Source organism: Zafaria cholistanensis (assembly GCF_008580665.1).
Classification (GTDB): Bacteria; Actinomycetota; Actinomycetes; order Actinomycetales; family Micrococcaceae; genus Zafaria; species Zafaria cholistanensis.
This window is the reverse complement of sequence record NZ_BKDJ01000015.1, coordinates 46,215-71,426: the sequence shown is the minus strand read 5'-3', so window position 1 is coordinate 71,426 and position 25,212 is coordinate 46,215. Positions and strand designations below refer to the sequence as shown.

21 protein-coding genes are annotated in these 25,212 nt (G+C 70.7%); 9 read left to right on the top strand and 12 right to left on the bottom strand.

What is annotated here, in order from left to right:
* Nucleotides 1-36: 36 nt before the first annotated feature.
* Nucleotides 37-1,041, bottom strand: coding sequence for an ABC transporter substrate-binding protein (locus NCCP_RS12690; RefSeq protein ID WP_149957656.1), 1,005 nt, complete (start codon nucleotides 1,039-1,041; stop codon nucleotides 37-39).
* Between the two features lie 267 nt (nucleotides 1,042-1,308).
* Between NCCP_RS12690 and hrpA the strand changes: the two genes are divergently transcribed.
* The gene (gene hrpA / locus NCCP_RS12685) at nucleotides 1,309-5,334 is read left to right on the top strand and encodes an ATP-dependent RNA helicase HrpA (protein WP_149957655.1); all 4,026 of its coding nucleotides are present in this window, start codon (nucleotides 1,309-1,311) and stop codon (nucleotides 5,332-5,334) included.
* Between the two features lie 42 nt (nucleotides 5,335-5,376).
* Here the strand turns inward: hrpA and NCCP_RS12680 are convergent, their stop codons facing one another.
* The 3 genes from NCCP_RS12680 to NCCP_RS12670 form a co-directional block, all read right to left on the bottom strand.
* The gene (locus NCCP_RS12680) at nucleotides 5,377-5,805 is read right to left on the bottom strand and encodes an HIT family protein (RefSeq protein WP_149957654.1); all 429 of its coding nucleotides are present in this window, start codon (nucleotides 5,803-5,805) and stop codon (nucleotides 5,377-5,379) included.
* A gap of 9 nt (nucleotides 5,806-5,814) precedes the next feature.
* Nucleotides 5,815-7,047, bottom strand: coding sequence for an NAD(P)-dependent alcohol dehydrogenase (locus NCCP_RS12675; RefSeq protein WP_149957653.1), 1,233 nt, complete (start codon nucleotides 7,045-7,047; stop codon nucleotides 5,815-5,817).
* A 112-nt stretch (nucleotides 7,048-7,159) separates the two neighbouring features.
* A complete protein-coding gene (locus NCCP_RS12670) occupies nucleotides 7,160-7,816 on the bottom strand; it encodes an MBL fold metallo-hydrolase (protein WP_149957652.1) in 657 nt (218 codons plus the stop codon).
* A 136-nt stretch (nucleotides 7,817-7,952) separates the two neighbouring features.
* On the opposite strand from NCCP_RS12670, the gene NCCP_RS12665 reads away from it, so the two are divergent.
* A complete protein-coding gene (locus NCCP_RS12665; protein WP_149957651.1) occupies nucleotides 7,953-8,366 on the top strand; it encodes a Fur family transcriptional regulator in 414 nt (137 codons plus the stop codon).
* Here the strand turns inward: NCCP_RS12665 and NCCP_RS12660 are convergent.
* From NCCP_RS12660 to NCCP_RS12635, 6 genes are all read right to left on the bottom strand, one after another.
* Nucleotides 8,327-9,712, bottom strand: coding sequence for a hypothetical protein (locus NCCP_RS12660; protein ID WP_149957650.1), 1,386 nt, complete (start codon nucleotides 9,710-9,712; stop codon nucleotides 8,327-8,329). The two genes, NCCP_RS12665 and NCCP_RS12660, sit on opposite strands and share 40 nt — an antisense overlap.
* A 64-nt stretch (nucleotides 9,713-9,776) precedes the next feature.
* Entirely contained in the window at nucleotides 9,777-10,673 is an 897-nt protein-coding gene (locus NCCP_RS12655) for a metal ABC transporter permease (protein ID WP_149957649.1), read from the bottom strand.
* 3 nt (nucleotides 10,674-10,676) lie between these two features.
* Nucleotides 10,677-11,519 (bottom strand): metal ABC transporter ATP-binding protein, encoded by an 843-nt coding sequence (locus NCCP_RS12650; RefSeq protein WP_225873825.1) that lies wholly within the window; start codon nucleotides 11,517-11,519, stop codon nucleotides 10,677-10,679.
* The gene (locus tag NCCP_RS12645) at nucleotides 11,509-12,501 is read right to left on the bottom strand and encodes a metal ABC transporter solute-binding protein, Zn/Mn family (protein WP_149957648.1); all 993 of its coding nucleotides are present in this window, start codon (nucleotides 12,499-12,501) and stop codon (nucleotides 11,509-11,511) included. The genes NCCP_RS12650 and NCCP_RS12645 overlap by 11 nt, the downstream gene beginning before the upstream one ends.
* A 58-nt stretch (nucleotides 12,502-12,559) precedes the next feature.
* Complete coding sequence (locus tag NCCP_RS12640) at nucleotides 12,560-13,651, bottom strand: hemolysin family protein (RefSeq protein ID WP_149957647.1); 1,092 nt, start codon at nucleotides 13,649-13,651, stop codon at nucleotides 12,560-12,562.
* Nucleotides 13,648-14,964 carry a hemolysin family protein gene (locus tag NCCP_RS12635; RefSeq protein ID WP_149957646.1) on the bottom strand — a complete coding sequence of 439 codons (1,317 nt, stop codon included), beginning with the start codon at nucleotides 14,962-14,964 and terminating at the stop codon, nucleotides 13,648-13,650. The genes NCCP_RS12640 and NCCP_RS12635 overlap by 4 nt, the downstream gene beginning before the upstream one ends.
* A 355-nt stretch (nucleotides 14,965-15,319) precedes the next feature.
* Between NCCP_RS12635 and NCCP_RS12630 the strand changes: the two genes are divergently transcribed.
* The 3 genes from NCCP_RS12630 (at nucleotide 15,320) to NCCP_RS15615 (ending at nucleotide 19,945) form a co-directional block, all read left to right on the top strand.
* On the top strand, nucleotides 15,320-19,051 hold the full coding sequence (locus tag NCCP_RS12630; protein ID WP_149957645.1) for a multifunctional oxoglutarate decarboxylase/oxoglutarate dehydrogenase thiamine pyrophosphate-binding subunit/dihydrolipoyllysine-residue succinyltransferase subunit: 3,732 nt from the start codon (nucleotides 15,320-15,322) through the stop codon (nucleotides 19,049-19,051).
* A gap of 115 nt (nucleotides 19,052-19,166) precedes the next feature.
* Entirely contained in the window at nucleotides 19,167-19,769 is a 603-nt protein-coding gene (locus NCCP_RS12625; protein WP_149957644.1) for a GDSL-type esterase/lipase family protein, read from the top strand.
* A 101-nt stretch (nucleotides 19,770-19,870) separates the two neighbouring features.
* Nucleotides 19,871-19,945, top strand: a complete 75-nt coding sequence (locus NCCP_RS15615) for a 50S ribosomal protein bL37 (protein WP_369299106.1) — start codon at nucleotides 19,871-19,873, stop codon at nucleotides 19,943-19,945.
* An 87-nt stretch (nucleotides 19,946-20,032) separates the two neighbouring features.
* On the opposite strand, the gene rsrA is transcribed toward NCCP_RS15615, so the two are convergent.
* Together rsrA and NCCP_RS12615 are read right to left on the bottom strand one after the other, a co-directional pair.
* Nucleotides 20,033-20,299, bottom strand: a complete 267-nt coding sequence (gene rsrA / locus NCCP_RS12620) for a mycothiol system anti-sigma-R factor (protein ID WP_149957643.1) — start codon at nucleotides 20,297-20,299, stop codon at nucleotides 20,033-20,035.
* 2 nt (nucleotides 20,300-20,301) lie between these two features.
* The gene (locus NCCP_RS12615; protein ID WP_149957642.1) at nucleotides 20,302-20,955 is read right to left on the bottom strand and encodes a sigma-70 family RNA polymerase sigma factor; all 654 of its coding nucleotides are present in this window, start codon (nucleotides 20,953-20,955) and stop codon (nucleotides 20,302-20,304) included.
* A 318-nt stretch (nucleotides 20,956-21,273) separates the two neighbouring features.
* Here NCCP_RS12615 and NCCP_RS12610 point away from each other — a divergent pair, with 318 nt between their 5' ends.
* Genes NCCP_RS12610 through hisN form a run of 4 tightly spaced genes read left to right on the top strand, consistent with a single transcriptional unit; the run spans nucleotide 21,274 to nucleotide 25,143 of the window.
* Nucleotides 21,274-21,798 (top strand): DoxX family protein, encoded by a 525-nt coding sequence (locus NCCP_RS12610; protein WP_172627399.1) that lies wholly within the window; start codon nucleotides 21,274-21,276, stop codon nucleotides 21,796-21,798.
* A gap of 8 nt (nucleotides 21,799-21,806) precedes the next feature.
* Complete coding sequence (gene aroA, locus NCCP_RS12605) at nucleotides 21,807-23,135, top strand: 3-phosphoshikimate 1-carboxyvinyltransferase (protein WP_149957640.1); 1,329 nt, start codon at nucleotides 21,807-21,809, stop codon at nucleotides 23,133-23,135.
* A gap of 2 nt (nucleotides 23,136-23,137) precedes the next feature.
* Nucleotides 23,138-24,232: a ribosome small subunit-dependent GTPase A gene (gene rsgA / locus NCCP_RS12600; RefSeq protein WP_149957639.1), complete on the top strand. Its 1,095-nt coding sequence runs from the start codon at nucleotides 23,138-23,140 to the stop codon at nucleotides 24,230-24,232.
* Between the two features lie 41 nt (nucleotides 24,233-24,273).
* Nucleotides 24,274-25,143 (top strand): histidinol-phosphatase, encoded by an 870-nt coding sequence (hisN, locus tag NCCP_RS12595; RefSeq protein WP_149957638.1) that lies wholly within the window; start codon nucleotides 24,274-24,276, stop codon nucleotides 25,141-25,143.
* The last annotated feature ends 69 nt before the right edge of the window (nucleotides 25,144-25,212 follow it).

The window sequence follows — 25,212 nt, the reverse complement described above, 5'->3', positions numbered from 1 at the left end:
GCTTACTTGAAGGCGGCTTTACTTTTCGAAGGCGGCTTACTTTTCGAAGACGACGTCGGCGCCGTCCGCGAAGCCGGCCGGCAGGGTGACGCCCATGCGCCCGGCGGCAGCGGTGTTGACGTAGAGCTGCAGCTCGGACTGGGTCTCCACCGGCATGGAGGCCGGAGTGGCCTCGCCCTTGAGGATCTTCACGGCCATCTGGCCGGTCTGGTACCCCAGCTTCTCGTAGCTGATGCCGTAGGTGGCCACGGCCCCGCGCTCCACGGAGTCGCCCTCGGCGGCGATGGTGAGGATCTTCTTGTCCTCGGCCACCTGCAGCAGGGTCTCCAGCGCGGAGACGACGTTGTTGTCGGTGGGCACGTAGAACGCGTCGACGTCCAGGGACTGTGCGGCCTGCTGGACCTCGCCGGAGGTGCTGATGGCGGTTTCCTTGATCTCCAGGCCCAGCTCGGCGGCGGCCTCCTTGGCGGCCTTGACCTGGACCTCGGAGTTCACCTCGCCCGAGGAGTAGACGATGCCGACGCTCTTGGCCTCGGGGTCCAGCTCCTTGACCAGCTGCAGCTGCTCCTTGACCGGGTTGGCGTCGGAGGTGCCGGTGGCGTTGCCGCCCGGGGCCTCCAGCGACTCGACAAGGTCGGCGGAGACCGGGTCGGTCACCGCGGTGAACAGGATCGGGGTTTCGGCGACCGCGTTGTAGGCCGCCTGGGCGCTCGGGGTCGCGATGGCCAGGACCAGGTCCTTGCCATCGGAGGCGAACTTGCCGGCGATGGAGGTGTTGGTGGCGGCGTCGCCCTGGGCGTTCTGCTCGTCGTAGACAACCTTGTCTCCGGTGTAGCCGGCGTCGGCGAGCGCCTGCTTGAAGCCCTTGGCCGTCGCGTCCAGCGAGGGGTGCGCCACGTACTGGACGATGCCGATCTCCACCGGGCCTTCGGCGGCCGGGGAGGTGGTGTCGGCGCCCGAGCCGGAGGGGCCGCAGGCGGTCGCCAGCAGGGTGGTGGCCAGCAGGCCGGCGGCCAGCTTGGCGGAGGTGCGGAATTTCATGAAGGGTCCTTTCACAACATGCGCGGGGGTGGCGCGAGGGAGCGGCGCACTGGAGTCTTGGCGCGGGTACCCCCAAAGACTGCCTCGATGGTACCTGTGAACCATCTCACATGATCCACTGCTCCCCCGCCGGTCAAGACGACTTCCGATCGTAGCCCGATTTGGTTGGACATTAGGCATGCGCGGGCCGGATCTGGCGGCTTATTCGTCCACACCGGGCGGGGGGCCGCGGAGACCCCGCTTGACGGCACTAGAATTAACGGAACGATGGCTGTGACGATCACCTACCCCGAAGCCCTGCCCGTTTCCGCGCGCCGCGAGGACATCATAGAGGCGGTCCGCCGCCACCAGGTGGTGGTCGTGGCCGGCGAGACCGGCTCCGGCAAAACCACCCAGCTGCCCAAGATGCTCCTGGAGCTTGGCCTCGGCGAGGGGGGCATGATCGGGCACACCCAGCCCCGCCGCCTGGCCGCGCGCACCGTGGCCGAGCGCATTGCCGAGGAACTGGGCACCGGGATCGGCCAGGAGGTCGGCTTCCACGTCCGCTTCACGGGCGAGGTCTCCCGGTCCACCCGGGTGAAGGTGATGACGGACGGCATCCTGCTCGCCGAAATCCAGCGCGACAGGCTCCTGAAGCGCTACAACGCGATCATCATCGATGAGGCCCACGAGCGCAGCCTGAACATCGACTTCCTGCTGGGCTACCTCAAGCGGATCCTGCCGCAGCGCCCGGACCTGAAGGTCGTCATCACCTCCGCGACCATCGACCCCGAGCGCTTCGCCCGGCACTTTGCCCTGGAGGACGGCACCGGGGAGATGGTGCCCGCCCCCGTAATTGAGGTCTCGGGGCGCACCTACCCGGTGGAGATCCGCTACCGTCCGCTCAACCCCTCCGAGGGCCTGGACCCGGACGACCCGGACCCGGACGAGGCCGCCGAAGACCGCGACCCGCTGGACGCGGTGTGCGACGCGGTCGACGAGCTCGCCCGGGAAGCCCCCGGGGACATCCTGGTGTTCTTTTCCGGCGAGCGGGAGATCCGCGACGCCGCGGAGGCGCTGCGGGCGCGCGTGCAGGCCAACCGCCGGCTGGCTGGGACCGAGATCCTGCCGCTCTTCGCCCGGCTGTCCCTGGCCGAGCAGCACCGGGTGTTCCACCCCGGCGCGAACCGGCGGATCGTGCTGGCCACCAATGTGGCCGAGACCTCGCTGACCGTGCCGGGCATCAAGTACGTCATCGACACCGGCACCGCGCGCATCTCCCGCTACAGCCACCGCACCAAGGTGCAGCGGCTGCCAATCGAGCGCGTCTCGCAGGCCTCCGCCAACCAGCGTTCGGGCCGCTGCGGACGCGTCAGCGACGGCATCGCCATCCGGCTGTACTCGGAGGAGGACTTTGCGGCCCGCCCCGAGTTCACCGACCCCGAGATCCTGCGCACCAACCTGGCCGCCGTCATCCTGCAGATGACCGCCATGGGGGTGGTGCGCTCGCCCAAGGACGTGGCGGACTTCCCGTTCGTGGAGGCTCCGGACGCCAAGGCCGTGAACGACGGCGTCACGCTGCTGCGCGAGCTGGGCGCGGTCCGCGAGGGCCGGGAGGGTGGCATCACCCCGGTGGGGCGCCAGCTGGCGCAACTGCCGGTGGACGTGCGCCTGGGCCGGATGATCGTGGAGTCCGGCCAACGCGGCTGCGCCAAGGAGGTCATGGTGCTGGCCGCGGCACTGACCATCCAGGACCCGCGCGAACGCCCGTCGGAGGAGACCGGCAAGCGCGAGCAGGCCACCGCCCTGCACAAGCGGTTCGTGGATGCCAACTCCGACTTCACCGGGTACCTGAACCTGTGGCGGTACCTGCAGGAGCAGCAGAAGGAGCTCTCCTCTTCCGCGTTCCGCCGGCTGTGCCGGGACGAGTTCATCAATTACCTGCGCGTGCGCGAGTGGCAGGACCTGTTCGCGCAGCTGCGCCAGCTGGCCAAGCCGCTGGGCATCACCCTCACCACCGGGCCGGTGGACCCGGTGGGGCTGGACCGGCAGATCCACACGTCCCTGCTCGCGGGCCTGCTCAGCCACATCGGCAGCTACGACGAGCGCAAGCGCGAATACGCCGGGGCGCGCGGCACCCGCTTTGCGATCTTCCCCGGCTCCGCCCTGTTCAAGAAGTCCCCGGACTGGGTGATGGCCGCCGAGCTGGTGGAGACCAGCCGGCTGTGGGCGCGCACCGCCGCGAAGTTCGACCCGCTGTGGGTCGAGGAGGTCGCCGGGCACCTGGTCAAGCGCTCCTACTCGGAGCCGCACTGGTCCCGGCGCCTGGGTTCGGTGGTCGGCTTCGAGAAGGTCACCCTCTACGGGGTGCCGGTGGTTCCGCAGCGGCGCGTGCAGTACGGGCGGATCGATCCGGAGCTCTCACGCGAGCTGTTCATCCGGCACGCCCTGGTCGAGGGCGACTGGAAGACGCACCACCAGTTCTTCCACCGCAACCGCCGCCTGCTGGCCGAGATCGAAGAGCTCGAGACCCGAATGCGCCGGCGCGACCTGCGCGCCTCCGACGAGGACCTCTTCGAGTTCTACAACGCCCGCGTCGGGACGGACGTGGTGTCCGAACGGCACTTTGACCGCTGGTGGAAGCAGGCCCGGCAGGAGAACCCGACGCTGCTGGACTTCGATCCGGACGCGCTCCTGCAGGCGGCCTCCGGGGACCTGGACGAATCCGCCTACCCGCGCACCTGGCGCCACGGAACCCTGGATTTGGACCTGACGTACGAGTTCAATCCGGTGGCCGGAGCCGGCGAATCCGACGGCGTGAGCGTGCGGGTACCGGTGCTGTTCCTGAACCAGTTGGACCCGGCCCGGTTCCGCTGGCAGATTCCAGGCCTGCGCACGGACCTGGTCACCGCCCTGATCAAGTCCCTGCCCAAGGCGGTGCGAAAGAACTTCGTGCCCGCCCCCGACGTGGCCAAGCAGGCCGTCGCGGCGCTGGAGGCCGACTTCGACCCGGCCGGCGACGAGCTGGAAGCCTCGCTGGAACTGGTCCTGCGCCGGCTCAAAGGCCACGTGGTGCCACCGGGCTCCTGGAACTGGGACGCGGTCCCGGCGTACCTCAAGCCCACGTTCCAGGTGGTCGACGCGCAGGCCCGGGTCCTTGCCGAGTCCAAGGACCTCGCCCGGCTGCAGGAGACCCTGGCGGCCGAAAACCGCAAGGCGCTGGCGGCTTCCCTCGGGGCCGGCGGCGCGGCGCTGGCGGCGCTGGGCACCGCGGGACAGGCCGGCACGGCCGGGAAGCCGGACGGAACCGCTCAGCAGGGCCGCCCCGCAGCCCCGGGCAGGCAGGGCGGGCCGGGTAAGCAGGGCAGGCAGGGTAAGCAGGGCAGGCAGGACGGGCAGGACCGGACCGGTGCGGCACCGGCCTCGGTGTGGGAGCGGTCGGGGCTGACCGACTGGACCGCGGAGCTGGGCATCGGCGGCACCATCGAACGCAAGGTGGTCACCGACATTGCCGGGCAGCGGGTAACGGCCTACCCCGCCCTGGTGGACCAGGGCACCGCGGTGGGGCTGACTGTGTTCCGCAACGAGGGCGAGCAGCTGGCCGCGCACCGCGCCGGCGTCGTGCGCCTCCTGCTGCTCAAGGTTCCCTCCCCGGCCCGCTACGTGCTGGAGCACCTGAACAACCAGGAGAAGCTGGTGTTCACGCAAAACCCGCACGGTTCCGTCGCCTCGCTGATCGAGGACTGCACCCTGGCGGCCGTGGACAAGCTGGTTCCGGCCACGCTGCCGTGGACGCGCAGCGAGTTCGACGCGCTCTACGAGGCGGTGCGCGCCGAACTCATCGACACGGTCTTCACCGTCACCGCGGTCGTGGAGCGGGTGCTCTCCTCCACCCGCCGGATCGAGAAGCGGATCAAGGCGGCGGCCTCGCTGGCCCTGGTCAATGCGCTCAACGACATCAAGGCCCAGCTGGGCCAGCTGGTGTACCCCGGCTTCGTGGCGCGGACCGGCTACGCGCAGCTGGCGCAGCTGCCGCGCTACCTGCAGGCCATCGAGAGGCGCCTGGACAAGCTGGAGGCCGGCGCCGTGGCGCGGGACAACGTGGGCATGCTCGCCGTGCAGGCCCTGGAGGACGAGTATGACGCCGCGCTGGACGCGCTGGTTCCGGGCACCCGCACGCCGGCGGCGCTGGCGGCCGTGAAGTGGATGATCGAGGAGTTCCGGGTGAGCCTCTTCGCGCAGGAACTGGGGACGGCGTACTCCGTGTCGGAGAAGCGCATCCGCACCGCCCTGCGCCAGGCGGCAGCGGCGTAGCCTGGGGCCGGGTTCCCGGGCCCCGGGCCCCGGTTCCCGGGCTCAGGCCTCCGGAACGAAGAGGAGGTAGCCGTCCTCGCGCAGGGCGCTGCGCAGGGTTTCGGCGTTGGCGTCCAGCCGTGCGGGGTCCGGGTCGTTGTCCGCCCGGGAGAGGTCGAAGTCCCCCAGCGAACGGGCGGGCCACACATGCACGTGCAGGTGCGGCACCTCGAAGCCGGCCACCATCAGGCCCGCGCGCGGCGCGCCGAACGCGCGCACCTGGGCGGCGCCGATCTTTTGGGCCACCGAGGTCAGCTTGGCGAGGAGCTCCGGTTCGGCCTCGGTCCAGGAATCCACTTCGGTGCGCGGGACCACCAGGGTGTGGCCGTCGCTGAGCGGACCGATGGACAGGAACGCGACGACGTCCTCGTCCTTCCACACGAAGCGGCCCGGGAGGTCGCCGTTGATGATGCGGGTAAACAGGGTGCTCATGGGGATCCTTTACTCGGCGGGGGGCGTCTGGGGGGCGGAAGTGCGCGGTGCGGACGTTGGCGGTGCGGGCGTCTGCGGTGCGGACGTTGGCGGTGCGGACGTTGGCGGTGCGGGCGTCTGCGGTGCGGGCAGGGTCGAGGCGTCCAGCACGAAGCGGTAGCGCACGTCCCCGGCGACCATGCGGTCCCAGGCGGCGTTCAGCCCGGCCGCGTCCACGACCTCGACCTCCGCCGCCACCGCGTGCTCGGCGCAGAAGTCCAGCATCTCCTGGGTTTCGGCGATACCGCCGATCGGCGAACCCGTGTAGCGCAGGCGCCGCGCCAGCAGCGGACGCGGGTTGACCGGGGGCATGGGTTCCCCGGGCAGGCCCAGCTGGACCAGGGTCCCGTCGCGGCGCAGCGTGGCGAAGTACGGGTCCAGGCTGTGCGGGGCCGCGACGGTATCGATCACCAGGTCCAGCGTGTGCCGGACCGGCTTCATCGCCTCGGCGTCGCCGGAGACAACAACCGTGTCCGCGCCGAGCGCCCGGGCGGCCTCCACCTTGGATGCGCTGGTGGTGAAGACGGTGACGGAGGCCCCCAGCGCCTTGGCCAGCTTGACCGCCATGTGGCCGAGTCCGCCCAGGCCCACGACTCCGACGCCGGAACCGGGTCCGGCCCCGAAGTGGCGCAGCGGCGAGTAGGTGGTGATGCCGGCGCACAAAAGCGGGGCGGCCGCGGCCGGGTCCAGGGACTCGGGCACGTGCAGCACGTAGCCCTGGTTCACGACGATCGAGGAGGAGTATCCGCCCTGGGTGTACTCCCCGGTGCGCCGGTCCAGGGCCCCGTAGGTGCCCACGCCCCCGCGCTCGCAGAACTGCTCCAGCCCCTCCCTGCAGGAGGCGCACTCCCGGCAGGAGTCCACCAGGCAGCCTACGCCCACGCGCTGCCCCACTGCGAAGCCGCTGACCTCCCGGCCCACTGCGGCCACGCGTCCGACGATCTCGTGGCCCGGGACCAGGGGCAGCTGCCGGGCCCCCCATTCCCCGCGTCCGGCGTGCACGTCGGAGTGGCAGAGGCCGCAGAAGTCGATGTCGATGACGACGTCGTCCGGCAGCGCCGCGCGGCGGGGCACCTCCAGGGCGACGAGCGGACCGCCGCGCTCGGCGATGCCGTAGGCGGAAGCCCGGTGGGCGGCCCCGGCGCGGGCCGCGGTGGCGCGCCTGAGCGAGCCCAGGGGCGGAGGTACGGGTCGTCCGATCATGCCTTGAACTTACCCGCCGCCGGTGTGCCCCGCCACCGCGGACGGGCCCCGGCGTGGCGGGCCTGGCCGGCGGGCGCCTCCCCCGGGGTTGGCGCCGGCCGCGGCAGGGGGCTCACACCTCGCGGCCGACCCCGGACTCGAGGCGCTCGTAGCTGGCCCCGTAGAGGCCGCCGAAGCGTCCCACGTGGCCGTCGACCAGGGCCAGGCCGCGCTCGTTGAGCAGTCCGTCGTGGATCGGGTAGACCTTTTTGGGACGGACGGCGATGACGAAGTCGATCACCTCGCCGGACTTGGACCACGGCGCGTGGGCCGGAACCAGCAGCGTCGTGACCTGGACGTCGTGCGGGACGGTGAACGAATCGCCCGGGTGGTAGAGGGCTTCGTCGATGACGTAGCCGATGTTGTGCACCACGGGGATGTGGGCGTGGATCAGCGCGTGCTGGCCGCCGTAAGTGCGCACGCTGAAGCCCGCCAGGTCGAAGGCGGCCTCGGGGACCGCGTCCAGGATGCGGGTGGCGGCGTCCCCGGCCCCGTCGCGCAGCGTGGCCGCCAGCGGGGCCGGGGCGTACAGGACCAGGTCCGGGTCCGCGGCCAGGGCCGGCAGGACGCGGGTGGTGTCCAGGTGGTCCGCATGCTCGTGGGTGACCAGGACCGCGTCGGCGCCCTCAAGGGCCGCGGCGACGTCGCTGAACGTTCCGGGATCGATGACCAGGACCCGGCCGTCCTTTTCGAGGCGGACGCAGGCGTGGCCGTACTTGGTGAGCTTCATGGGGCTCAGCCTAGCGGCGGCCATCCGCCGCCACCACGCTTTTTCCGTCTGCCGGGACGGACGGCCCCGGCCGGCGCGTCGTGGCGCTGGTAGGCTGGTGGGCACCGCCGACCCGAACCGCAGGAGCCCACACCGCATGGCCAGCACGGTCCCCGAAAAGCACCGCACCACACGGCAGCGCACCGCCGTGACGGCGGCGCTGGCCGACGTCGACGACTTCGTCAGCGCACAGGAACTGCACCGCCGGCTGCACGGGGAGGGGGCCAAGGTGTCCCTGGCGACGGTCTACCGCCTGCTCCAGTCGATGGCCGAGGCCGGCCAGGTCGATGTCCTGCGCAGCACTGACGGCGAGGCCGTCTACCGCAAGTGCCGCGCCGAGCACCACCACCACCACCTGGTCTGCCGCAGTTGCGGGCGCACCGTGGAGGTGGAGGCCCCGTCGGTCGAAAGCTGGGCCGCGCGCGTGGCCGCCGAGCACGGCTACGTCTCGCCCTCCCACACCGTGGAGATCTACGGGCTCTGCCCCGCCTGCGCCCTGCCGGGGGGATAGGCGCCGGCGGCGGAAGGGCCGGTTCCGGGCGGGTTGGCCGCGGACGGGCCGGGGGCGGGGAGCCAGCTCCGCACGATCCCTCCGTAGGTGCCCGGCAGGGCCGGTTCGATGGTGCGTTCACGCACGCCCAGGACCGCGGTCCAGGCCTTGTGGATGAAGTCGTAGCTTTCCACTTCCGCATCCTCCTCCCCCGGCTCGCGGTAGGCCATCCAGCTGTCTCCGCCGGCGTGGAAGAGGTCCAGCAGGTACCGGGTGCCGTCCAGCACCTGGCGGTCGTTCGCCGGGGTGCATCCGTACTGGCGCAGCGAGTCCACGAACTCGGCCACCAAGTCCAGCTCCCCCATCTCCAGCACCGCGTAGAAGTTGGCGCGGTGGAACTGGTACAGGGCCGTCGAGTCCTGCACGTACAGCGGGAAGCGGTGGTTGCCCGTGGGGATGTAGGCGATGTGGGTGGCCAGGTAGGCGTTTTCGATGAAGTCCTCGTTGTGCGCGCCGCCCGGGTAGGTGGAGGCATCCGGCAGCGGGTAGGTCCGCAGGAACTCCCACAGCCGGGCCGGAAGTTCGGTGGCGCCGGGGGGCATTTCCAGGCCCGGGACCAGTTGGCCCTCGATGAACAGCAGGCTCCAGATGACCAGGTCGAAGACCTCTTCGTCCGTGGCCGGCTTCTCCCCCGCGATGACGGGGCCGTGGTCGATGCCGGTCGCGGCCTCAAGCGATCCGCACCGCTTAGCGGCCGCGTTCGAGAGCTTCACCATCCTGGCGGTCCGCGCATCGTTGTCCTCGTACCGGCTGCCTGCGTAGACGGCCAGGGGCAGGATCTCCCCGTACTCCCCGCACTCCACGGATTTGGGCGTGCGTTTCAGGTATGGCTGGATCAGCCGGGAAAGGTTGCGCCGCGCGCCGTCGCTGGCCGCTGCGTCCAACTCAGCGGTGTTGGCGCTGGAGTAAGTCACCTCCACCAGGGAAGCCACCGAGTCCTCCCAAATGTCCTCGACCGCGGACGGCTTCCGCGCGTAGAAGTCCAGCATTTCCCGCAGGCCTGTCCGGATGGAGAACGCGGCCTCACGGGCCTCGGACTCCGTCCAGGGCCGCTCGGCGAGCTTCTTCTCCTGCTCCGCGCTGGGGCGCCAGCCTTGCGGCATGTCGGCCCGCTCCACAACGCAGGGCGATCCGGCATCGGCAATTCCGGGCGCGGCGCAGGACACGCACAGCAGCAGGACAAGGAGGGTCCAGGACTTCCGGGCTGCAGACTTCCGGGCTGCGGACTTCCGGGCTGCGGATTTTTTCGCGGAGGGTGTGGTGGTGGGTTTGGTGGTGGCGGTCTTTTGCGTGGCCGGTTCCTTCACGACGCCGCCTCCCCCGGGGTCCGTTTCTGGGTTGGCCCCAGCGTAGGTTGCCCCCGGGGCTTTGTCACCGGACGGGGGCGGGACCTGCCACGGGTTTCGGACGCCTGGCGCGGCTGGCGGCCACGGTCCGGCGCCAGCCGATCAGGCGGCACGCCAGGTAGATCAGGAAGGAGATGGTGGTGACGTAGGGGCTGATCGGCAGCCGCCCGGCCAGGGCCAGCAGGATGCCCCCGACGACGCTGAGGACGGCGAAGGCGACGCTCAGCACCACCGTCAGGGTGGGGCGGGAGGTCACGCGCAGGGCCGCTGCGGCCGGGGTGACCAGCAGCGACAGCACCAGCAAGGCCCCCACGACCTGGATGGACAGGGCCACGGACAGGCCCAGCAGGAGCATGAACACCACGGAGAGCCGGCCCGCCGGCACCCCGCGCGCCGCGGCAACGGCTGGATCCACGCTGGCGAAGGTGAGCGGGCGCCAGATCACGGCCAGGCCGATGACCACCACGACGGCGCAGCCGGCCAGCAGCCCCAACTGGACGCTGTCCACCGCCACGATCTGGCCGGTGAGCAGGCCGAACTTGTTGGCGCTGCGGCCCTCGTAGAGGGCCAGGAAAAGGATGCCCAGGCCCAGTCCGAAGGGCATCAGGACGCCGGTGATCGAGTTGCGGTCCTTTGCGGAGGCCCCCATCAGGCCCAAGACCAGTGCGGCGGCAAGGGCCCCTGCCACCGATCCCCACACCACGTTGGCCCCCAGGAGCAGGGCCAGGGCCGCCCCGGCGAAGCTGAGCTCGGCGATGCCGTGGACGGCGAAGGCCATGTCCCGCATCATGACGAACATCCCCACCAGCCCGCCGACCAGCCCCAGGATGGCCCCGGCGATCAGCGAGTTGGTGACCAGCGGGAGCAGTTCGGCGTAGTTCTCGAAGCTGAAGATGGTCCCGAGGAGATCGTTGAGGTCCATGTCCTAGCTTCCTGCCAAGGCGTCGTGGGAGGCCGCTTCCGCCCCGTGGTGGTGCTCCACCGTATCCGGCATGCCCACGACCACGATCCGGCCGTTGCTGCGGAAAACTTCGATGGGGCTGCCGTACAGCTCGGAGAGCGTCTCGCTGGTCATGACCTCGGCCGGAGTTCCTACGTGGAAACGCCCGCCGGCCAGGTACAGGACCCGGTCGACGTACTGCAGGATCGGGTTGATCTCATGGGTGACGAAGACGACCGCGCTGCCGCGGTCGCACGCCTGCCGGTGGATCAGCGCGGAGACAGCCCGCTGGTGGTGCAGGTCCAGCGACAGCAGGGGCTCGTCGCACAGCAGCAGGCGCGGATCGTCGGAGAGCGCCTGGGCCGCGCGCAGCCGCTGCTGCTCGCCGCCGGAGAGCACGCCGACGGGCCGCTCGGCGTACCCGGTGGCCCCGACCAGCTCCAGCAGGGCGTCGACCCTTTCATTGAGCCGCCTGCGGAAGAGCCGCGGTCCCCAGCGGTGGCCGTCGATGCCCAGGGCCACCAGGTCGCGGGCGCGCAGGGGCGTGTTCCCGGGGAAGGCCTTCTGCTGCGGAATGGTCCCGATCAGCCGCGAGCCGCGGGTGGCCGGATGCCCGCACACCTCGACGGTGCCGGAGCTGAGCTGCTGCAGGCCCAGCAGGACCTTCAGCAGGGTGGTCTTGCCGGAGCCGTTGGGGCCCAGGACGGCCAGGAACTCGCCGGGGGCCACGTCCAGGTCCAGCCCTTCCCACAGGACGCGGTCCCCGAAGTGCAGGCCCGCCGCGCGCAGGCGGACCACCGGCTCGGCGGTGTTCTGCTTAGCCGGCAAGCGCCGCCTCCAGCGCGCCGACGTTGGAGTTCATCCAGGACACGTAATCGATACCTTCCGGCAGGGTTTCGGTGAAGTCCACCACGGGGACCCCCGCGTCGACGGCCGCTTGGCGCACGGCTTCGGTCTGGGGGCCGGACGTCTGGGCGTTGTACGCCAAAACAGCATACTCCCCGCCCGCCAGGCCGTCCTGCAGTTCCTTGAGCAGCAGCGGCGGCACGTCCCCGCCCTCTTCGATGGCCTCGCTGAAGCCCTCGGGTGTGCCGTCCTCGAGTCCCGCCTCAACGAGGAGGTAGTAGGGCACGGGCTCGGTCATGGCGAAGCGCTTTCCGGCGTTGCTGGCGGCCAGGGCCTCAATCCTGGCCTCGGCCGGCTCAAGGCCGCGGGCGAAGGCCTCGGCGTTCGCGCGGAAGGCCGCGGAGGACTCCGGCCGCAGGGCCCCCAGCCGCCCGGCGACCTCACCGGCGACCGCCTCCATGGCGTGGAGGTCGTACCAGACGTGCTCGTTGAATGCCGAGTGGGCGTGGGCATGGTCCCCGGCCGGGGAGGATTCCTCCGCGGACTCCTCTCCGGCCTCCTCCGCATGCGCAGCCTCCCCGGAGTACTCGACGGCGGAGAGCACGGCGGCCTCGGGCAGCTTGAGGTCCGCAGCCAGCACCTCCATGAAGGGGTCGTAACCGCCGCCGTTGGCGACCACCAGGTCCGCCTTGGACAGCAGCAGCTTGTCCTGCGCGGTGGCTTCATAGGAGTGCGGGTCCTGGGAGGTCTTGTCGATCAGGGCCTGGACGTCGACCTCGTCCCCGCCCACGGCCCGCACCACGTCGGCGTACACACTGGTGGAGGCAACAACCACGATGCCGGCGTCCCCCGCATTCGCGTCCGCATCCGTGTCGGCAGCCGGACCCGCGCCGCACCCGGCCAGGGCCAGGGCGGCCGCGGCAGACAGGGACAGAAGGAGGTGGCGGTGCGGGAAATGTCGCATGGGAGGGTGGCGCCTTTCGCAGCGGGAGGTACGGGGCCGCCAAAGCGGCCCCTCAAGCCTAACTTAGATGCGACTGATTTTCATTATCGGTTCCCTCGTTGCGCCTCCGCTGGCCCCGGGCCTGCGTCGCGTCGCGAATCTCCCCCACCAGCTGCTCCAGCACGTCCTCCAGGAAAAGCACGCCCCGGGTGGTGCCCTGCGCGTCAATGACGCGGGCCAGGTGGGAACCGGTGCGCTGCATGGTGGCCAGCGCGTCCTCGATTTCCGCGCCGCCGCTCAGGTTCGCCAGCGAGCGCAGCTTGGTCACCGGGATCGGCTCGTCGTAGCGGGAAGGCGGGATCGCCATCACGTCCTTCAGGTGGAGGTATCCGGAGATGTTCTCCTCCTCGTCGAGGATGGTGAAGCGGGAGAACCCGGTGCGTCCCACCGCCTTCTCGAACTGCGCCGGGGTGGTGTCCACCGGCAGGGAGACCAGTCCATCCAGCGGAACCATGATGTCTTCGGCCGTCTGCCCGGAAAACTCCAGCGCGCCGGAGATCACCCCGGCCTCGTCCTCCACCAAACCGTGACGGGTCGATTCCTGGACGATCGACTGGACCTCCTCCAGCGTGAAGGAGGAGGTGACCTCGCTCTTGGGTTCGACGCCCATCAGGCGCAGGATGCTGTTGGCGAACCAGTTCAGCGAGCCCACCACGGGATGGACCAGCCGGGACATCCCCACCAGCGGCGGGGCCAGCAGCAGCACGGCCCTGTCGGCCGCGGAGACCGAGATGTTCTTCGGGACCATCTCGCCGAAGGTGACGTGCAGGAAGGTGACGATCATCAGCGCCACCACGAAGGCCACGGGGTCCGCGAACTGCCCGGGCACGCCCAGGAGCTTCAGCGGCGCCTCGAACAGGTGGTGGATTGCCGGTTCGGCGACATTGAGGATCAGCAGCGAGCAGACCGTGATGCCCAACTGGCACACGGCCAGCATCAGGGACACATCCTCCATGGCCCGCAGGGCGATCGCGGCGCGCTTGCTGCCGGCCTCGGCCAGCGGTTCGATCTGGCTGCGGCGCGCGGACATGACGGCGAACTCGGCCCCGACGAAGAAGGCGTTGCCGACCAGGAGCACGGCCAGCCACAGGATTCCCATCCAGTCGCTCATCGGACCTCCTCCGCCGGCGCCTCGGCAGCCGCGGTGAAGCGGACCCGGTCCACGCGGCGGCCGTCCATCCGCACGACCGACAGGGTTCCGCCGCCCACGGGGACCTCGTCGCCCGCCGCCGGGATCCGCCCCAGGGTGGCCATGATGTAGCCGCCGATCGTCTCGTAGGAGGCGTCGTCGGGTACCACCAGGCCGCGGATCTGGTCGCGGACCTCGTCGGGCCGCAACAGCCCCGGCAGGTACCAGCTGCCGTCCGCCGACTGGAGGACCCCGGGCTGGGTGCGGTCGTGCTCGTCGGACACCTCGCCAACGATCTCCTCCACCAGGTCCTCGAGGGTGACCATGCCGGCGGTGCCGCCATACTCATCCAAAACCATCGCCATCTGGAGGTTGGCCTCGCGCAACTGGGACAGCAGCGCATCCAGGTGCACCGTTTCGGGGACGGCGATGATGTCGGACATGATGTTGGCGGCCACCAGCTCCCCGCGCTTGGCGCGTGGCACGGCAACCGCCTTCTTCACGTGGCACACGCCCAGGACGTCGTCGGCGGATTCGCCAATGACGGGAAAGCGGGAGTAGCCGGTGCGGCGCGCCGTTTCGATGACGTCAGCCAGCGGCTCGTCGTGGTGCACCGTTTCCATGCGGATGCGCGGAGTCATTACGTCGGCCGCGGAGCGCTCGGAGAAGCGCAGCGTCCGGGCCAGGAAGTTGGCGGTCTCGGCGTCCAGCGTGCCCAGCTCCGCGGAGCGGCGCACCAGGGAGGCCAGCTCCGCGGGGCTGCGCGCGCCGGAAATCTCCTCCTTGGCCTCGAGGCCGAAAAGGTGGAGGACACGGTTGGAGAACCCGTTCAGCAGCACGATGGCGGGCTTGAACACGGCGGTGAACACCAACTGCGGGGCGGCCAGGGCGCGGCCGATGGGCAGGGCCCGGGCGATCGCCAGGTTTTTTGGGACCAGTTCACCGATCACCATCGACAGCAGCGTGGCCAGGACCATGGCGACCACCAGCGCCGTGGGCCCGGCCGCGGTTCCGAGCCCGGCGGCCTCCAGCGGGGGCGCCAGCAGCCGCCCGACGGACGGCTCCATCACGTAGCCGGTCAGCAGCGTGGTCAGGGTGATGCCGAGCTGGCACGAGGACAGCTGGGTGGAAAGGGACTTCACGCAGTGCATCAGCGGCGCGGCGCCTTTTTCCCCGGCGTCGATGGAACGTTGCACGGTGGCCTGGTCCAGGGCGACGAGGGAGAACTCAACGGCGACGAAGAAGCCGGTACCCAGGATCAGCAGCAGGCCTGCGGCCAGCAGGAGCCATTCCATCTATGCGTCCCCCCTGGCGGGCAAACGCGGTGGGGCAACCGGTCTGGAAGGCTCCGATGCGGGAGCGGCGGGCGAGTCATAACGGGAAATGCCGGCTCGACGCCCGGAGGCGGTGGGCCGGCACGGTGTGTGGCTGTCCATAAGGATTCCAGTCTACGACACCGGGGCCCGGCCGCCGGAGCGCCCTCCGCGTGGCGGAATTACGGAACCGGAGTGATCCACGCCTCAAAAGTTCGCTTGCTTCGGCCGTAAGTCATTACACTGTCTGGCAGGTCTAGGACTATGTCGCCACCGCTCCCCGGATACCGACCGGGCACCGGCGGCGGCCGGCTACCAGGGAAGAGGCGTTTAAACCGTGCCAGATCAACCACACCACCGTCTGACCGAAGAGTTCGGCGGGAACGAATGGCTCGTTGACGAGCTGTACGAGCAGTTCCTCAAGGACAAGAACTCGGTCGACAAGAAGTGGTGGGACATTTTTGAGTCCTTCAACGGCGCGGGGCCCGCGCTGCCGACCGCTCCGGCCGCAGCCCCCGCCGCAACCCAGGCGCGCGTAGTGGACACCACCCCCAGCCTTCCGGCCGCTTCCGCGGAATCGGTCGCCACGCCGCCGGCCCCGGTCCCCGCCGAGCCTGCACGCCCGGCCACGAAGTCCATCCCGATCCCGGCCGAGCTGCCGAAGTCGGCCGCCGGCACGGCGCCCACCGAAGAGGACGTCGTCACCGTCCTGAAGGGCCCGGCCAAGGCCATCGCCACCAACATGCAGGCCAGCCTCGAGGTGCCGACCGCGACGACCGTCCGCGCCGTCCCCGCCAAGCTGCTCATGGACAACCGCGTGGTCATCAACAACCACCTGGCCCGCGCACGCGGCGGCAAGGTGTCCTTCACGCACCTGATCGGCTACGCCGTCGTGCGGGCCCTGAAGCTGTTCCCGTCCCAGAACGTCACCTACGACGAGATCGACGGCAAGCCCGTCGCCGTCCAGCCGGCCCACGTAAACTTCGGCATCGCCATCGACATGCCCAAGCCGGACGGCTCCCGCCTGCTGATGGTGCCGAACATCAAGAAGGCCGAGACGCTGAACTTCTCGGAGTTCTGGAACACCTATGAGGACCTGATCAAGCGCGCCCGCAGCGGCAAGCTGACCGCGGACGACCACGCCGGGACCACGGTCTCCCTGACCAACCCGGGCGGCATCGGCACCGTGCACTCCGTGCCGCGCCTGTCCAAGGGCCAGGCCACCATTGTTGGCGTCGGCGCCCTCGAGTATCCGGCCGAGTTCCGCGGTGCCAGCGCCAAGACGCTGGCTACCCAGGGCGTCGGCAAGATCATCACGCTGACCTCCACCTACGACCACCGCGTCATTCAGGGCGCCGGCTCCGGCGAGTTCCTGCGCCTGGTCGAGTCCCTGCTGCTGGGCGAGCAGGGCTTCTACGACGAGATCTTCGAATCCCTGCGCATCCCCTACGAGCCGGTGCGCTGGAGCGTCGACAACCAGGTCGACGTCGAACTGCAGATCAGCAAGGTGGCCCGGATCCAGCAGCTGATCCACGCCTACCGCGTGCGCGGCCACCTGATGGCCGACACCAACCCGCTGGAGTACGTCCAGCGCCGCCACCCGGACCTGGACATCCAGACCTACGGGCTGACCCTCTGGGACCTGGACCGCGAGTGGGTCACCGGCGGCTTCGGCGGGGCCTCCCGCCTGCCGCTGCGCAAGATCCTCGGCGTCCTGCGCGACGCCTACTGCCGCACCACCGGCATCGAGTACATGCACATCCAGGACCCGGTGGAGCGCCAGTGGTTCCAGGACGAACTGGAGCACGAGTACACCAAGCCGACCCGCGAGGAGCAGCTGCGCATCCTGGGCCGGCTGAACGCGGCGGAGGCCTTCGAGACCTTCCTGCAGACCAAGTTCGTCGGGCAGAAGCGCTTCTCCCTCGAGGGCGGAGAATCCCTGATCCCGCTGCTGGACGCGATCATCTCCGACGCGGCCGACGAACGCCTCGACGAGGTCGCCATCGGCATGGCCCACCGCGGCCGCCTGAACGTCCTCACCAACATTGCCGGCAAGACCTACGCCCAGGTCTTCCGCGAGTTCGAGGGAACCCAGGACCCGCGCTCGGTGCAGGGCTCCGGAGACGTGAAGTACCACCTCGGCACCGAGGGCAAGTTCGTTTCCGACCGCGGCAACGAGACCAAGGTGTACCTGGCGGCCAACCCGTCCCACCTGGAGGCCGTCGACCCCGTCCTCGAGGGCATCGTGCGCGCCAAGCAGGACCGCCTGGACCAGGGCGACGAAGGCTTCGGCGTGCTGCCGATCCTGGTCCACGGCGACGCCGCCTTCGCCGGCCAGGGCGTCGTCGCGGAAACGCTGAACCTGTCCCAGCTGCGCGGCTACCGCACCGGCGGCACGATCCACGTGATCGTGAACAACCAGGTCGGCTTCACCACCGCACCGACCTCCTCGCGCTCCTCCGTGTACTCCACGGACGTTGCGAAGATGGTCCAGGCCCCGGTGTTCCACGTCAACGGCGACGACCCCGAGTCCGTGGTCCGCGTGGCGCAGTTCGCCTTCAAGTACCGCCAGCGGTTCAACAAGGACGTCGTCATCGACATGGTGTGCTACCGCCGCCGCGGCCACAACGAGGGCGACGACCCCTCGATGACCCAGCCGATGATGTACAACCTCATCGAGGCCAAGCGCTCGACCCGCCGGCTGTACACCGAGGCCCTGGTCGGCCGCGGCGACATCACCCAGGACGAGGCCGACCAGGCGCTGCGCGACTACCAGGAGCGCCTGGAGCGGGTCTTCGCGGAAACCCACGCCGCGCAGACCTCCCCGATCCCGGTGATCAACGCCGACGGCGCGGTCCACGACCTCGAGCTGCCCGCCGCCCAGGTGGACGACGAGGCCTCCGTTCCGGTGCGCACCGGCACGGCGATCTCCGCCGAGACGCTGGCCCTCATCGGCGGCGCCCACCTCGGCATCCCCGAGGGCTTCACGGTCCACCCCAAGCTCAAGGCCCTCCTGGAGCGCCGCGAGCAGATGTCCCGCGAAGGCGGCATCGACTGGGGCTTTGCCGAGATCGCGGCCTTCGGTTCGCTCACCCTTGAGGGCGTCCCGGTCCGCCTGGCCGGCCAGGACTCCCGACGCGGCACCTTCGTCCAGCGCCACGCCGTCTTCCACGACCGCGTCAACGGCAACGAGTGGACCCCGCTGCTGGGCCTGTCCGAGGACCAGGCCAAGCTGTGGATCTACGACTCGCTGCTGTCTGAGTACGCGGCCATGGGCTTCGAGTACGGCTACTCCGTCGAGCGGCCGGACGCCCTGGTGCTGTGGGAGGCGCAGTTCGGCGACTTCGTCAACGGCGCGCAGACCGTCATCGACGAGTTCATCTCCTCGGCCGAGCAGAAGTGGGGCCAGCGTTCCTCGCTGGTGCTGATGCTGCCGCACGGCTACGAGGGCCAGGGCCCGGACCACTCCTCCGCCCGCATCGAACGCTTCCTGCAGATGTGCGCCGAGGACAACATGTTCGTGGTCAACCCGAGCACCGGCGCGAACCACTTCCACCTGCTGCGCCGCCAGGCGTACCACCGTCCGCGCAAGCCGCTGATCATCTTCACCCCGAAGCAGCTGCTGCGCCTGAAGGCCGCCGCCTCCTCGGTGGAGGACTTCACGCAGGGCCGCTTCCAGGAGATCATCCCGGACACGGCGCAGCTGGACGCCGCGCAGGTCGACCGGGTGCTGCTGGTCTCCGGCCGCCTGTACTACGACCTGGCTGCCGCCCGCCAGAAGGCCAACGACACCCGGACCGCGATCATCCGCATCGAGCAGCTCTACCCGCTGCCGACCGAACAGATCCAGGCCGAGCTGGCCAAGTACCCGAACGCCGACCTGGTCTGGGCCCAGGACGAGCCCGCCAACCAGGGTCCGTGGCCGTTCATCGGCCTGAACCTGGTGCCGGACCTCGGCCGCCCGGTGCGCCTGGTTTCGCGTCCGGCCTCGGCGGCGACCTCGACCGGTTCGCACAAGCGCCACGACGCCGAGTTGGCCACGCTGCTGCAGCAGGCCTTCACCCGCTAGGCGAAAGCGCCCTAGTCAGCCCCAAACCGGAGGGCGGGACACCACCTCGGTGTCCCGCCCTCCGGCGCGTCCACCCCTGCTAAGGTTGGGCATATCCCGCCCAGAAAGGTCTTTCGTGGAACCTCGCACCATCCGCATTGCCGCCGTCGGCGACGAACTGCTGGCCGGGCACGGCGATCCCCGTGCCCTGGGCTGGTACGGGCGGGTGCTGGCGCGCACCTCCACCGAGGAGGCACGGCTGGAAAGCTATGTGCTGGCCGCACCCGGCGAAGGCACCGAGGCCCTGGCCCAGCGGTGGCTGGAGGAGGCCTCCCGCCGCTTTGGGGACCGCTGCGAGAACCGGCTCGTGGTGGCTCTCTCCGACCGGGACCTCGACCTTGGCCTCTCCACCGCGCGCAGCCGCCTGAACCTGGCCAACATCCTCGACGCCGCCTCCCAGATGAGCATCAAGGCCCTCGTGGTCGGTCCGGTCCCGGGCCTGGACCCGGACCGCAACCGCCGCCTCGGGGAGCTCGCCGCCGCCTACGGAGACGTCGCGTCCCGGCGCAACCACTCCTATGTGGACACCTTCACCCCGCTGGAGCACCACGACCAGTGGCGCAGCGACCTGGCCTCCAACCGGGGCCTGCCCGGCCAGGCCGGCTACGGGCTGATCGCCTGGCTGGTGCTGCACCGGGGCTGGTACCCGTGGCTGCAGCTGCCCGAGCCCACGGCCTAGGCGGCGCCCGCCGGTTCCCCCGTCGTTAGGCAAGCGCGGGGCGAATGTGAAAGACTGGGCGACGGCCAATTATTCGGCGTCGAACAAGTAAGGAGGCAGCCATGAGCAAGCGTGCACGTAAGCGCCGCGACCGCAAGCGTGGCGGCGCGAACCACGGTAAGCGCCCCAACACCTAAGCGGATCGCCGCAAACGGTGAAGGCCCCGTTTCCCCACCCGGGGAAACGGGGCCTTCAGCCTTAACGGGCGGCTGGCGCGGCGGGCGCTAGCCGTGCCCGACCTCCACCCGGATCTCGTTGATCCGGGCCATGATGCGCGTCTTGAGGTCCTGCGGGGCCATTTCCCGGCAGCTGCGCCGGACCACGGAGCGGATGATGCACTCGAGGTCGTATTCGTGGGCGCATTCGCCGCAGTGCTCGAGGTGCTTCTTCACCTCGTTCAGGTCCTCCAGCGTCAGCGCCCCGTCCAGGTATTCGTAGAGGCGGACGATGCGACGGTCGTCGCAGTCCCCCAGCGACTGGCAGTCACCCATGGCTATTCCTCCCGCCCGGCCGCCGTCTGGCGCCCATTCGTCGTTTTGTCGGCGCCGAGTCCGCGCTCGGCTGCGTAGTCGGCCAGCAGCTCGCGCAGCTGCTTGCGGCCGCGGTGGAGGCGGGACATCACCGTTCCCATGGGGATTCCGAGGATGTCCGCCACCTCCTTGTAGGCGAAGCCCTCGACATCCACGAAGTAGACGGCCAGCCGGAACTCCTCCGGGATGGCCTGCAGGGCGTCCTTCACGTCGGAGTCCGGCAGGTGGTCCAGCGCCTCGGCCTCGGCCGAGCGCAGGCCCGAGGAGCTGTGCTCCGCCGCCTGGGCCATCTGCCAGTCCTCCACCGAGTCGGTGCTCGAGCGTTGCGGCTCGCGCTGGCGCTTGCGGTAGAGGTTGATGTACGTGTTCGTGAGGATGCGGTACAGCCAGGCCTTCAGGTTGGTCCCGGGGTTGTACTGGTGGAACGCGGAGTATGCCTTCGTGTAGGCCTCCTGCACCAGGTCCTCGGCGTCGCTGGGGTTCCGGGCCATCCGCATCGCCGCCGAATACAGCTGGTCGACGTATTGCAGCGCGTCCCGCTCGAAGCGTTCGCGCCGTTCCGCCTCGGATTCCTCGCCGACGGGCACTGTCTCGGTGTTGGGGGTGATCTCGGTCATCACGGCCCAGTGTACGCCGCGGTCCGCAGCGGAAGCCGGGCGCGGGTCCGCCGTCAATGTCGGCACCGGTTCTCCTCACTCCTCCGCCGCGCAGGTTCGGCCCCTGTGCGGGGCCGCACCGGGTCCGGGAAGGACCCTGGCAGGCACAACGCCGCGGCCTCGGGGGCTATTCCCGCCCCTCCGGCGTCCCCTTCCCGCGCACCGGCCGCCCGGTGTGCGGGAAGGAAATGGGCCGCCGGAGCGGGGAGAGTCCCACAGGATCTGACAGACTAGGGGCAGCACGACCGACACCCATCCATGAGACCTACGGAGGCACCCATGTCCCTGGCCCGCCTGATCGCCCGCCCGCTGCTGGCTTCGAGCTTCGTCTGGTCCGGAGTCGAGCGCCTGCGCCGCCCCGAGGAGACCGGACGCCAGCTGGAGCCGGGCCTGCGCCGGCTCGGCACCGCCGTCCCGCCGCTGGCCCCGCTGGCGCAGCGTCCGCGCACGGTGGGCCGGATCGTGGGCGGCGTCCAGATCGGTGCCGCCGCCCTGCTGGCGCTGGGCAGGTTCCCGCGCCTTTCCGCGTCCCTGCTGGCGGCTACGGCCGCACTGACCGCGGTCGGCGACACCGCCACCTCCGCGGGCGGGCGCACCCCCGCCCTGCTGAAGAACTTTTCGCTGGCGGGCGGCGTGCTGCTGGCCAGCGTGGACACCGCCGGTCGACCCTCGCTGGCCTGGCGCGCCCGCCGCCTCGGCACCGGCGCCCGCCGGGAGCTGGGCAAGGCCGGCCAGCTGGGGCGCCCCGTCCGCACGGCCGTCGCGGAAGTCCGCAGGAGCGCCAAGGAAGTGATCGGCCACTAACGGCGACCATGGACAGCACGACCCTTCCCCTCTGGCCCGCACCCCACCCCGGCGCCCCCGTCGACGCCACGGTCACCGTGCCGGCGTCGAAATCCCTGACCAACCGCTACCTGCTGCTGGCCGCGCTGGCCGACGGCCCCTCGCGGGTGCGCAACGCCCTCGCCTCGCGCGACAGCGACCTCATGGTGGCCGCGCTGCGGGCGCTGGGTGCGGGGATCGAGCAGGTCGCGGCCGACGGCGGCACCGACCTGCTCGTGTCCCCGCTCGGGACCCCTTCCGCCGGGGCCGGGGGCGGGACGGACCCGGTGGCCATCGACTGCGGCCTGGCCGGGACGGTCATGCGCTTCGTGCCGCCGCTGGCGGCCCTGTGCCGCGGGACCTTCGCCTTCGACGGCGATCCCCACGCGCGCCGGCGTCCCATGGCCCCCCTGGTCGACGCCCTGCGCCAGCTGGGGGTAAAAATTACCGAGCACGGCGAGCCCGGCGCGCTGCCGTTCACGCTGGAGGCCACGGGGGCGCTGGAGGGCGGCCGGGTGGAGATCGACGCCGGCGCCTCCTCCCAGTTCGTCAGCGCGCTGCTGCTGATCGGCCCCCGCACCCGTACCGGGCTGGAGCTGGTGCATGCCGGGTCCGGCGTGCCCAGCCTGGACCACATCCGGATGACCGTCGAGGCGCTGCGCGGGCTCGGCGTCGCGGTGGATGACTCCAAACCGAACCGCTGGCGCGTGGAGCCGGGACCAATCGCCGCCTTCGACAAGACCATGGAGCCGGACCTGTCCAACGCCGGGCCGTTCCTGGCCGCCGCGCTGGCCACCGGCGGCACCGTGCGCATCCCCCACTGGCCGGCCGAAACAACGCAGGTCGGCGACCTGTGGCGGAGTATCCTGCCGCGCATGGGGGCCACCGTTGACCGCAGCGCCGACGGGGTCCTGACCGTCACCGGGGGCCCGGCCATCCACGGCATCGACCTGGCCGACTCCTCCGAGCTGGCGCCCACCGTCGCGGCGCTCTGCGCCCTGGCCGACAGCCCCTCGCGGCTGAGCGGGATCGCCCACCTGCGCGGGCATGAGACCGACCGGCTGGCCGCGCTCGTGGCGGAGATTGCCCGGCTTGGCGGCGACGCCGAGGAAACCCCGGACGGCCTGCTCATCCGTCCCCGTCCGCTGCACGGCGGGGTGTTCCGCTCCTACGCGGACCACCGCATGGCCACGGCCGGGGCGATCATCGGGCTGGCCGTGGACGGGGTCCAGGTGGAGGACATCGCCACCACCGCCAAGACGATGCCGGACTTTCCGGCGCTGTGGACGGCCCTGGCCGCCACGGCCGGGGAGGCGTAGCCGTGGCCCGCGAGTGGGACGAGTCCGATGTCCGCATCCGGCCCAACAAGAAGGGCTCGCGCCCGCGCACCAAGGACCGGCCCGCGCACGAGGACGCGGTGATCGGACGCGTCGTGACCGTGGACCGCGGACGGTACACCGCCGTCGTCGGGGAAGGCACCGACAACGAGCGCGTGGTCGTTGCCGCCCGGGCCCGCGAACTGCGCCGCTCCCCCGTGGTGCCCGGGGACTTCGTTGCCCTGGTGGGGGACACCTCCGGCAGGCCGGACACGCTGGCCCGGCTGGTGCGCATCGAGGAGCGCCGCACGCTGCTGCGCCGCAGCGCCGACGACACCGACCCGGTCGAGCGCGTGGTGGTGGCCAACGCGGACCAGCTGGTGATCGTCGTGGCCGCGGCGAACCCGGAGCCGCGCACCGGCTTCGTCGACCGGGCGCTGGTCGCGGCGTACGACGCCGGCATCCACCCCGTGCTCTGCGTCACCAAGGCGGACGTGCGGGACCCGGAGCCCTTCCTCGAGAACTACCGGCACCTGGACCTGGAGATCGTGGTCAGCCGCACCGCCTCGCAGGATGCCTCCGGCATCGACGCCCGCTCCGCCGACGGGCTGTCCGCCCGCCTGGAGGGCAGCCCCATTGCCGAGCTGCACCGGCTGCTCGCCGGCAAGGTGTCCGTGGTGATCGGGCACTCCGGCGTCGGCAAGTCCACGCTGGTCAATGCGCTCACCGGCGCCCAGCGTGCCACCGGCGGGGTCAATGCCGTCACCGGACGCGGGCGGCACACTTCCTCCTCGACGCTCGCGCTGCGCGTGGACAACGCCCCGGGCGGGACCTGGATCATCGACACCCCCGGAATCCGTTCCTTCGGGCTGGCGCTGGTGGAGCCGGACAACATCCTCGAGGCCTTCCCCGACCTCGCTCCCGCCTCCGCCAATTGTCCCCGTGGCTGCACCCACGGCGCCGGCGCGCCGGGATGCGCGCTGGACGGGTGGGTCGCCGCCGGCTCGGCGGGACCGGCCGGGCCGGCCCGGCTCGCGTCGCTGCGCCGGCTGCTCGGCGCCGAGGACCATGGGGACACCAAGGAGCTGGGCAGCGTCTAGCCAGCCCCGCCGGGCCGATCCCCTGCGGTAGGTTGGGGACCATGAGCAACAACCCGAGCAACAACCCGGGCAACGACCCGGGCAACGATCCGAGCAGCACCGCGGTCAGCACCGCGACGACCCGCCATGAGGACCTGCTCCTGGCCCTGCGGATCGCCGACGCGGTGGACGCGCTGGCCATGGCGCGTTTCCAGGCCCTGGACCTTCAGGTGGAGACCAAGCCGGACCTGACGCCCGTCACCGACGCGGACCGGGCCGCCGAGCAGGCCATCCGGGACCTGCTGGCCGCCGAGCGGCCGGACGACGCGGTCTACGGCGAGGAGTTCGGCAGCAGCGGCACCGGGACCCGGCGCTGGGTCGTGGACCCGATCGACGGCACCAAGAACTTCGTGCGCGGGGTCCCGGTCTGGGCCACGCTGATCGCCCTGATGGAAGAGGGCCGGCCGGTGGTTGGCGTGGTCTCCGCCCCGGCACTGGGCCGGCGCTGGTGGGCCGCCGTGGGCGAGGGGGCATTCACGGGCGCGTCGCTGGAGTCCGCGACCCGGTTGAGGGTGTCGGCCGTGGCCAACTTGGCCGATGCGTCACTGTCCTACTCCAGCCTCTCCGGGTGGAAGGAGCGCGGGCAGCTGGGCGGCATGCTGGAGCTGCACGACGCCGTCTGGCGCACCCGGGCGTATGGCGACTTCTGGTCCTACTGCCTGCTGGCGGAGGGGGCGGTGGACATTGCCTGCGAACCCGAACTGAACCTGTACGACATGGCCGCGCTGGTCCCGATCGTCACCGAGGCCGGCGGGCGCTTCACCTCCCTGGACGGCGTGGACGGCTGCGACGGCGGCAACGCCCTGGCGACCAACTCCCTGCTGCACGGATCCGTGCTGGCAATCCTGAACGGCACGCCCGCCGGAGGATAGCCCCCGCCGACTGCGGCCGGTGCGCCGGGTCAAGGTGCGGGAAGTTGCGCGTCAACCCCGGTGGGTGCC

Bases quoted from the DNA above. Each gene is read 5' to 3' on its own strand.
- aroA (WP_149957640.1), top strand. From the start codon at position 21,807: ATGGACAGCACGACCCTTCCCCTCTGGCCCGCACCCCACCCCGGCGCC.
- NCCP_RS12645 (WP_149957648.1), bottom strand. From the start codon at position 12,501: ATGCGACATTTCCCGCACCGCCACCTCCTTCTGTCCCTGTCTGCCGCG.
- NCCP_RS12615 (WP_149957642.1), bottom strand. From the start codon at position 20,955: ATGACCGAGATCACCCCCAACACCGAGACAGTGCCCGTCGGCGAGGAA.
- hrpA (WP_149957655.1), top strand. From the start codon at position 1,309: ATGGCTGTGACGATCACCTACCCCGAAGCCCTGCCCGTTTCCGCGCGC.
- NCCP_RS12640 (WP_149957647.1), bottom strand. From the start codon at position 13,651: ATGAGCGACTGGATGGGAATCCTGTGGCTGGCCGTGCTCCTGGTCGGC.
- NCCP_RS12655 (WP_149957649.1), bottom strand. From the start codon at position 10,673: ATGGACCTCAACGATCTCCTCGGGACCATCTTCAGCTTCGAGAACTAC.
- NCCP_RS12665 (WP_149957651.1), top strand. From the start codon at position 7,953: ATGGCCAGCACGGTCCCCGAAAAGCACCGCACCACACGGCAGCGCACC.
- NCCP_RS12675 (WP_149957653.1), bottom strand. From the start codon at position 7,047: ATGATCGGACGACCCGTACCTCCGCCCCTGGGCTCGCTCAGGCGCGCC.
- NCCP_RS12610 (WP_172627399.1), top strand. From the start codon at position 21,274: ATGTCCCTGGCCCGCCTGATCGCCCGCCCGCTGCTGGCTTCGAGCTTC.
- NCCP_RS12690 (WP_149957656.1), bottom strand. From the start codon at position 1,041: ATGAAATTCCGCACCTCCGCCAAGCTGGCCGCCGGCCTGCTGGCCACC.
- hisN (WP_149957638.1), top strand. From the start codon at position 24,274: ATGAGCAACAACCCGAGCAACAACCCGGGCAACGACCCGGGCAACGAT.
- NCCP_RS12670 (WP_149957652.1), bottom strand. From the start codon at position 7,816: ATGAAGCTCACCAAGTACGGCCACGCCTGCGTCCGCCTCGAAAAGGAC.
- NCCP_RS12680 (WP_149957654.1), bottom strand. From the start codon at position 5,805: ATGAGCACCCTGTTTACCCGCATCATCAACGGCGACCTCCCGGGCCGC.
- rsrA (WP_149957643.1), bottom strand. From the start codon at position 20,299: ATGGGTGACTGCCAGTCGCTGGGGGACTGCGACGACCGTCGCATCGTC.
- NCCP_RS12635 (WP_149957646.1), bottom strand. From the start codon at position 14,964: ATGGAATGGCTCCTGCTGGCCGCAGGCCTGCTGCTGATCCTGGGTACC.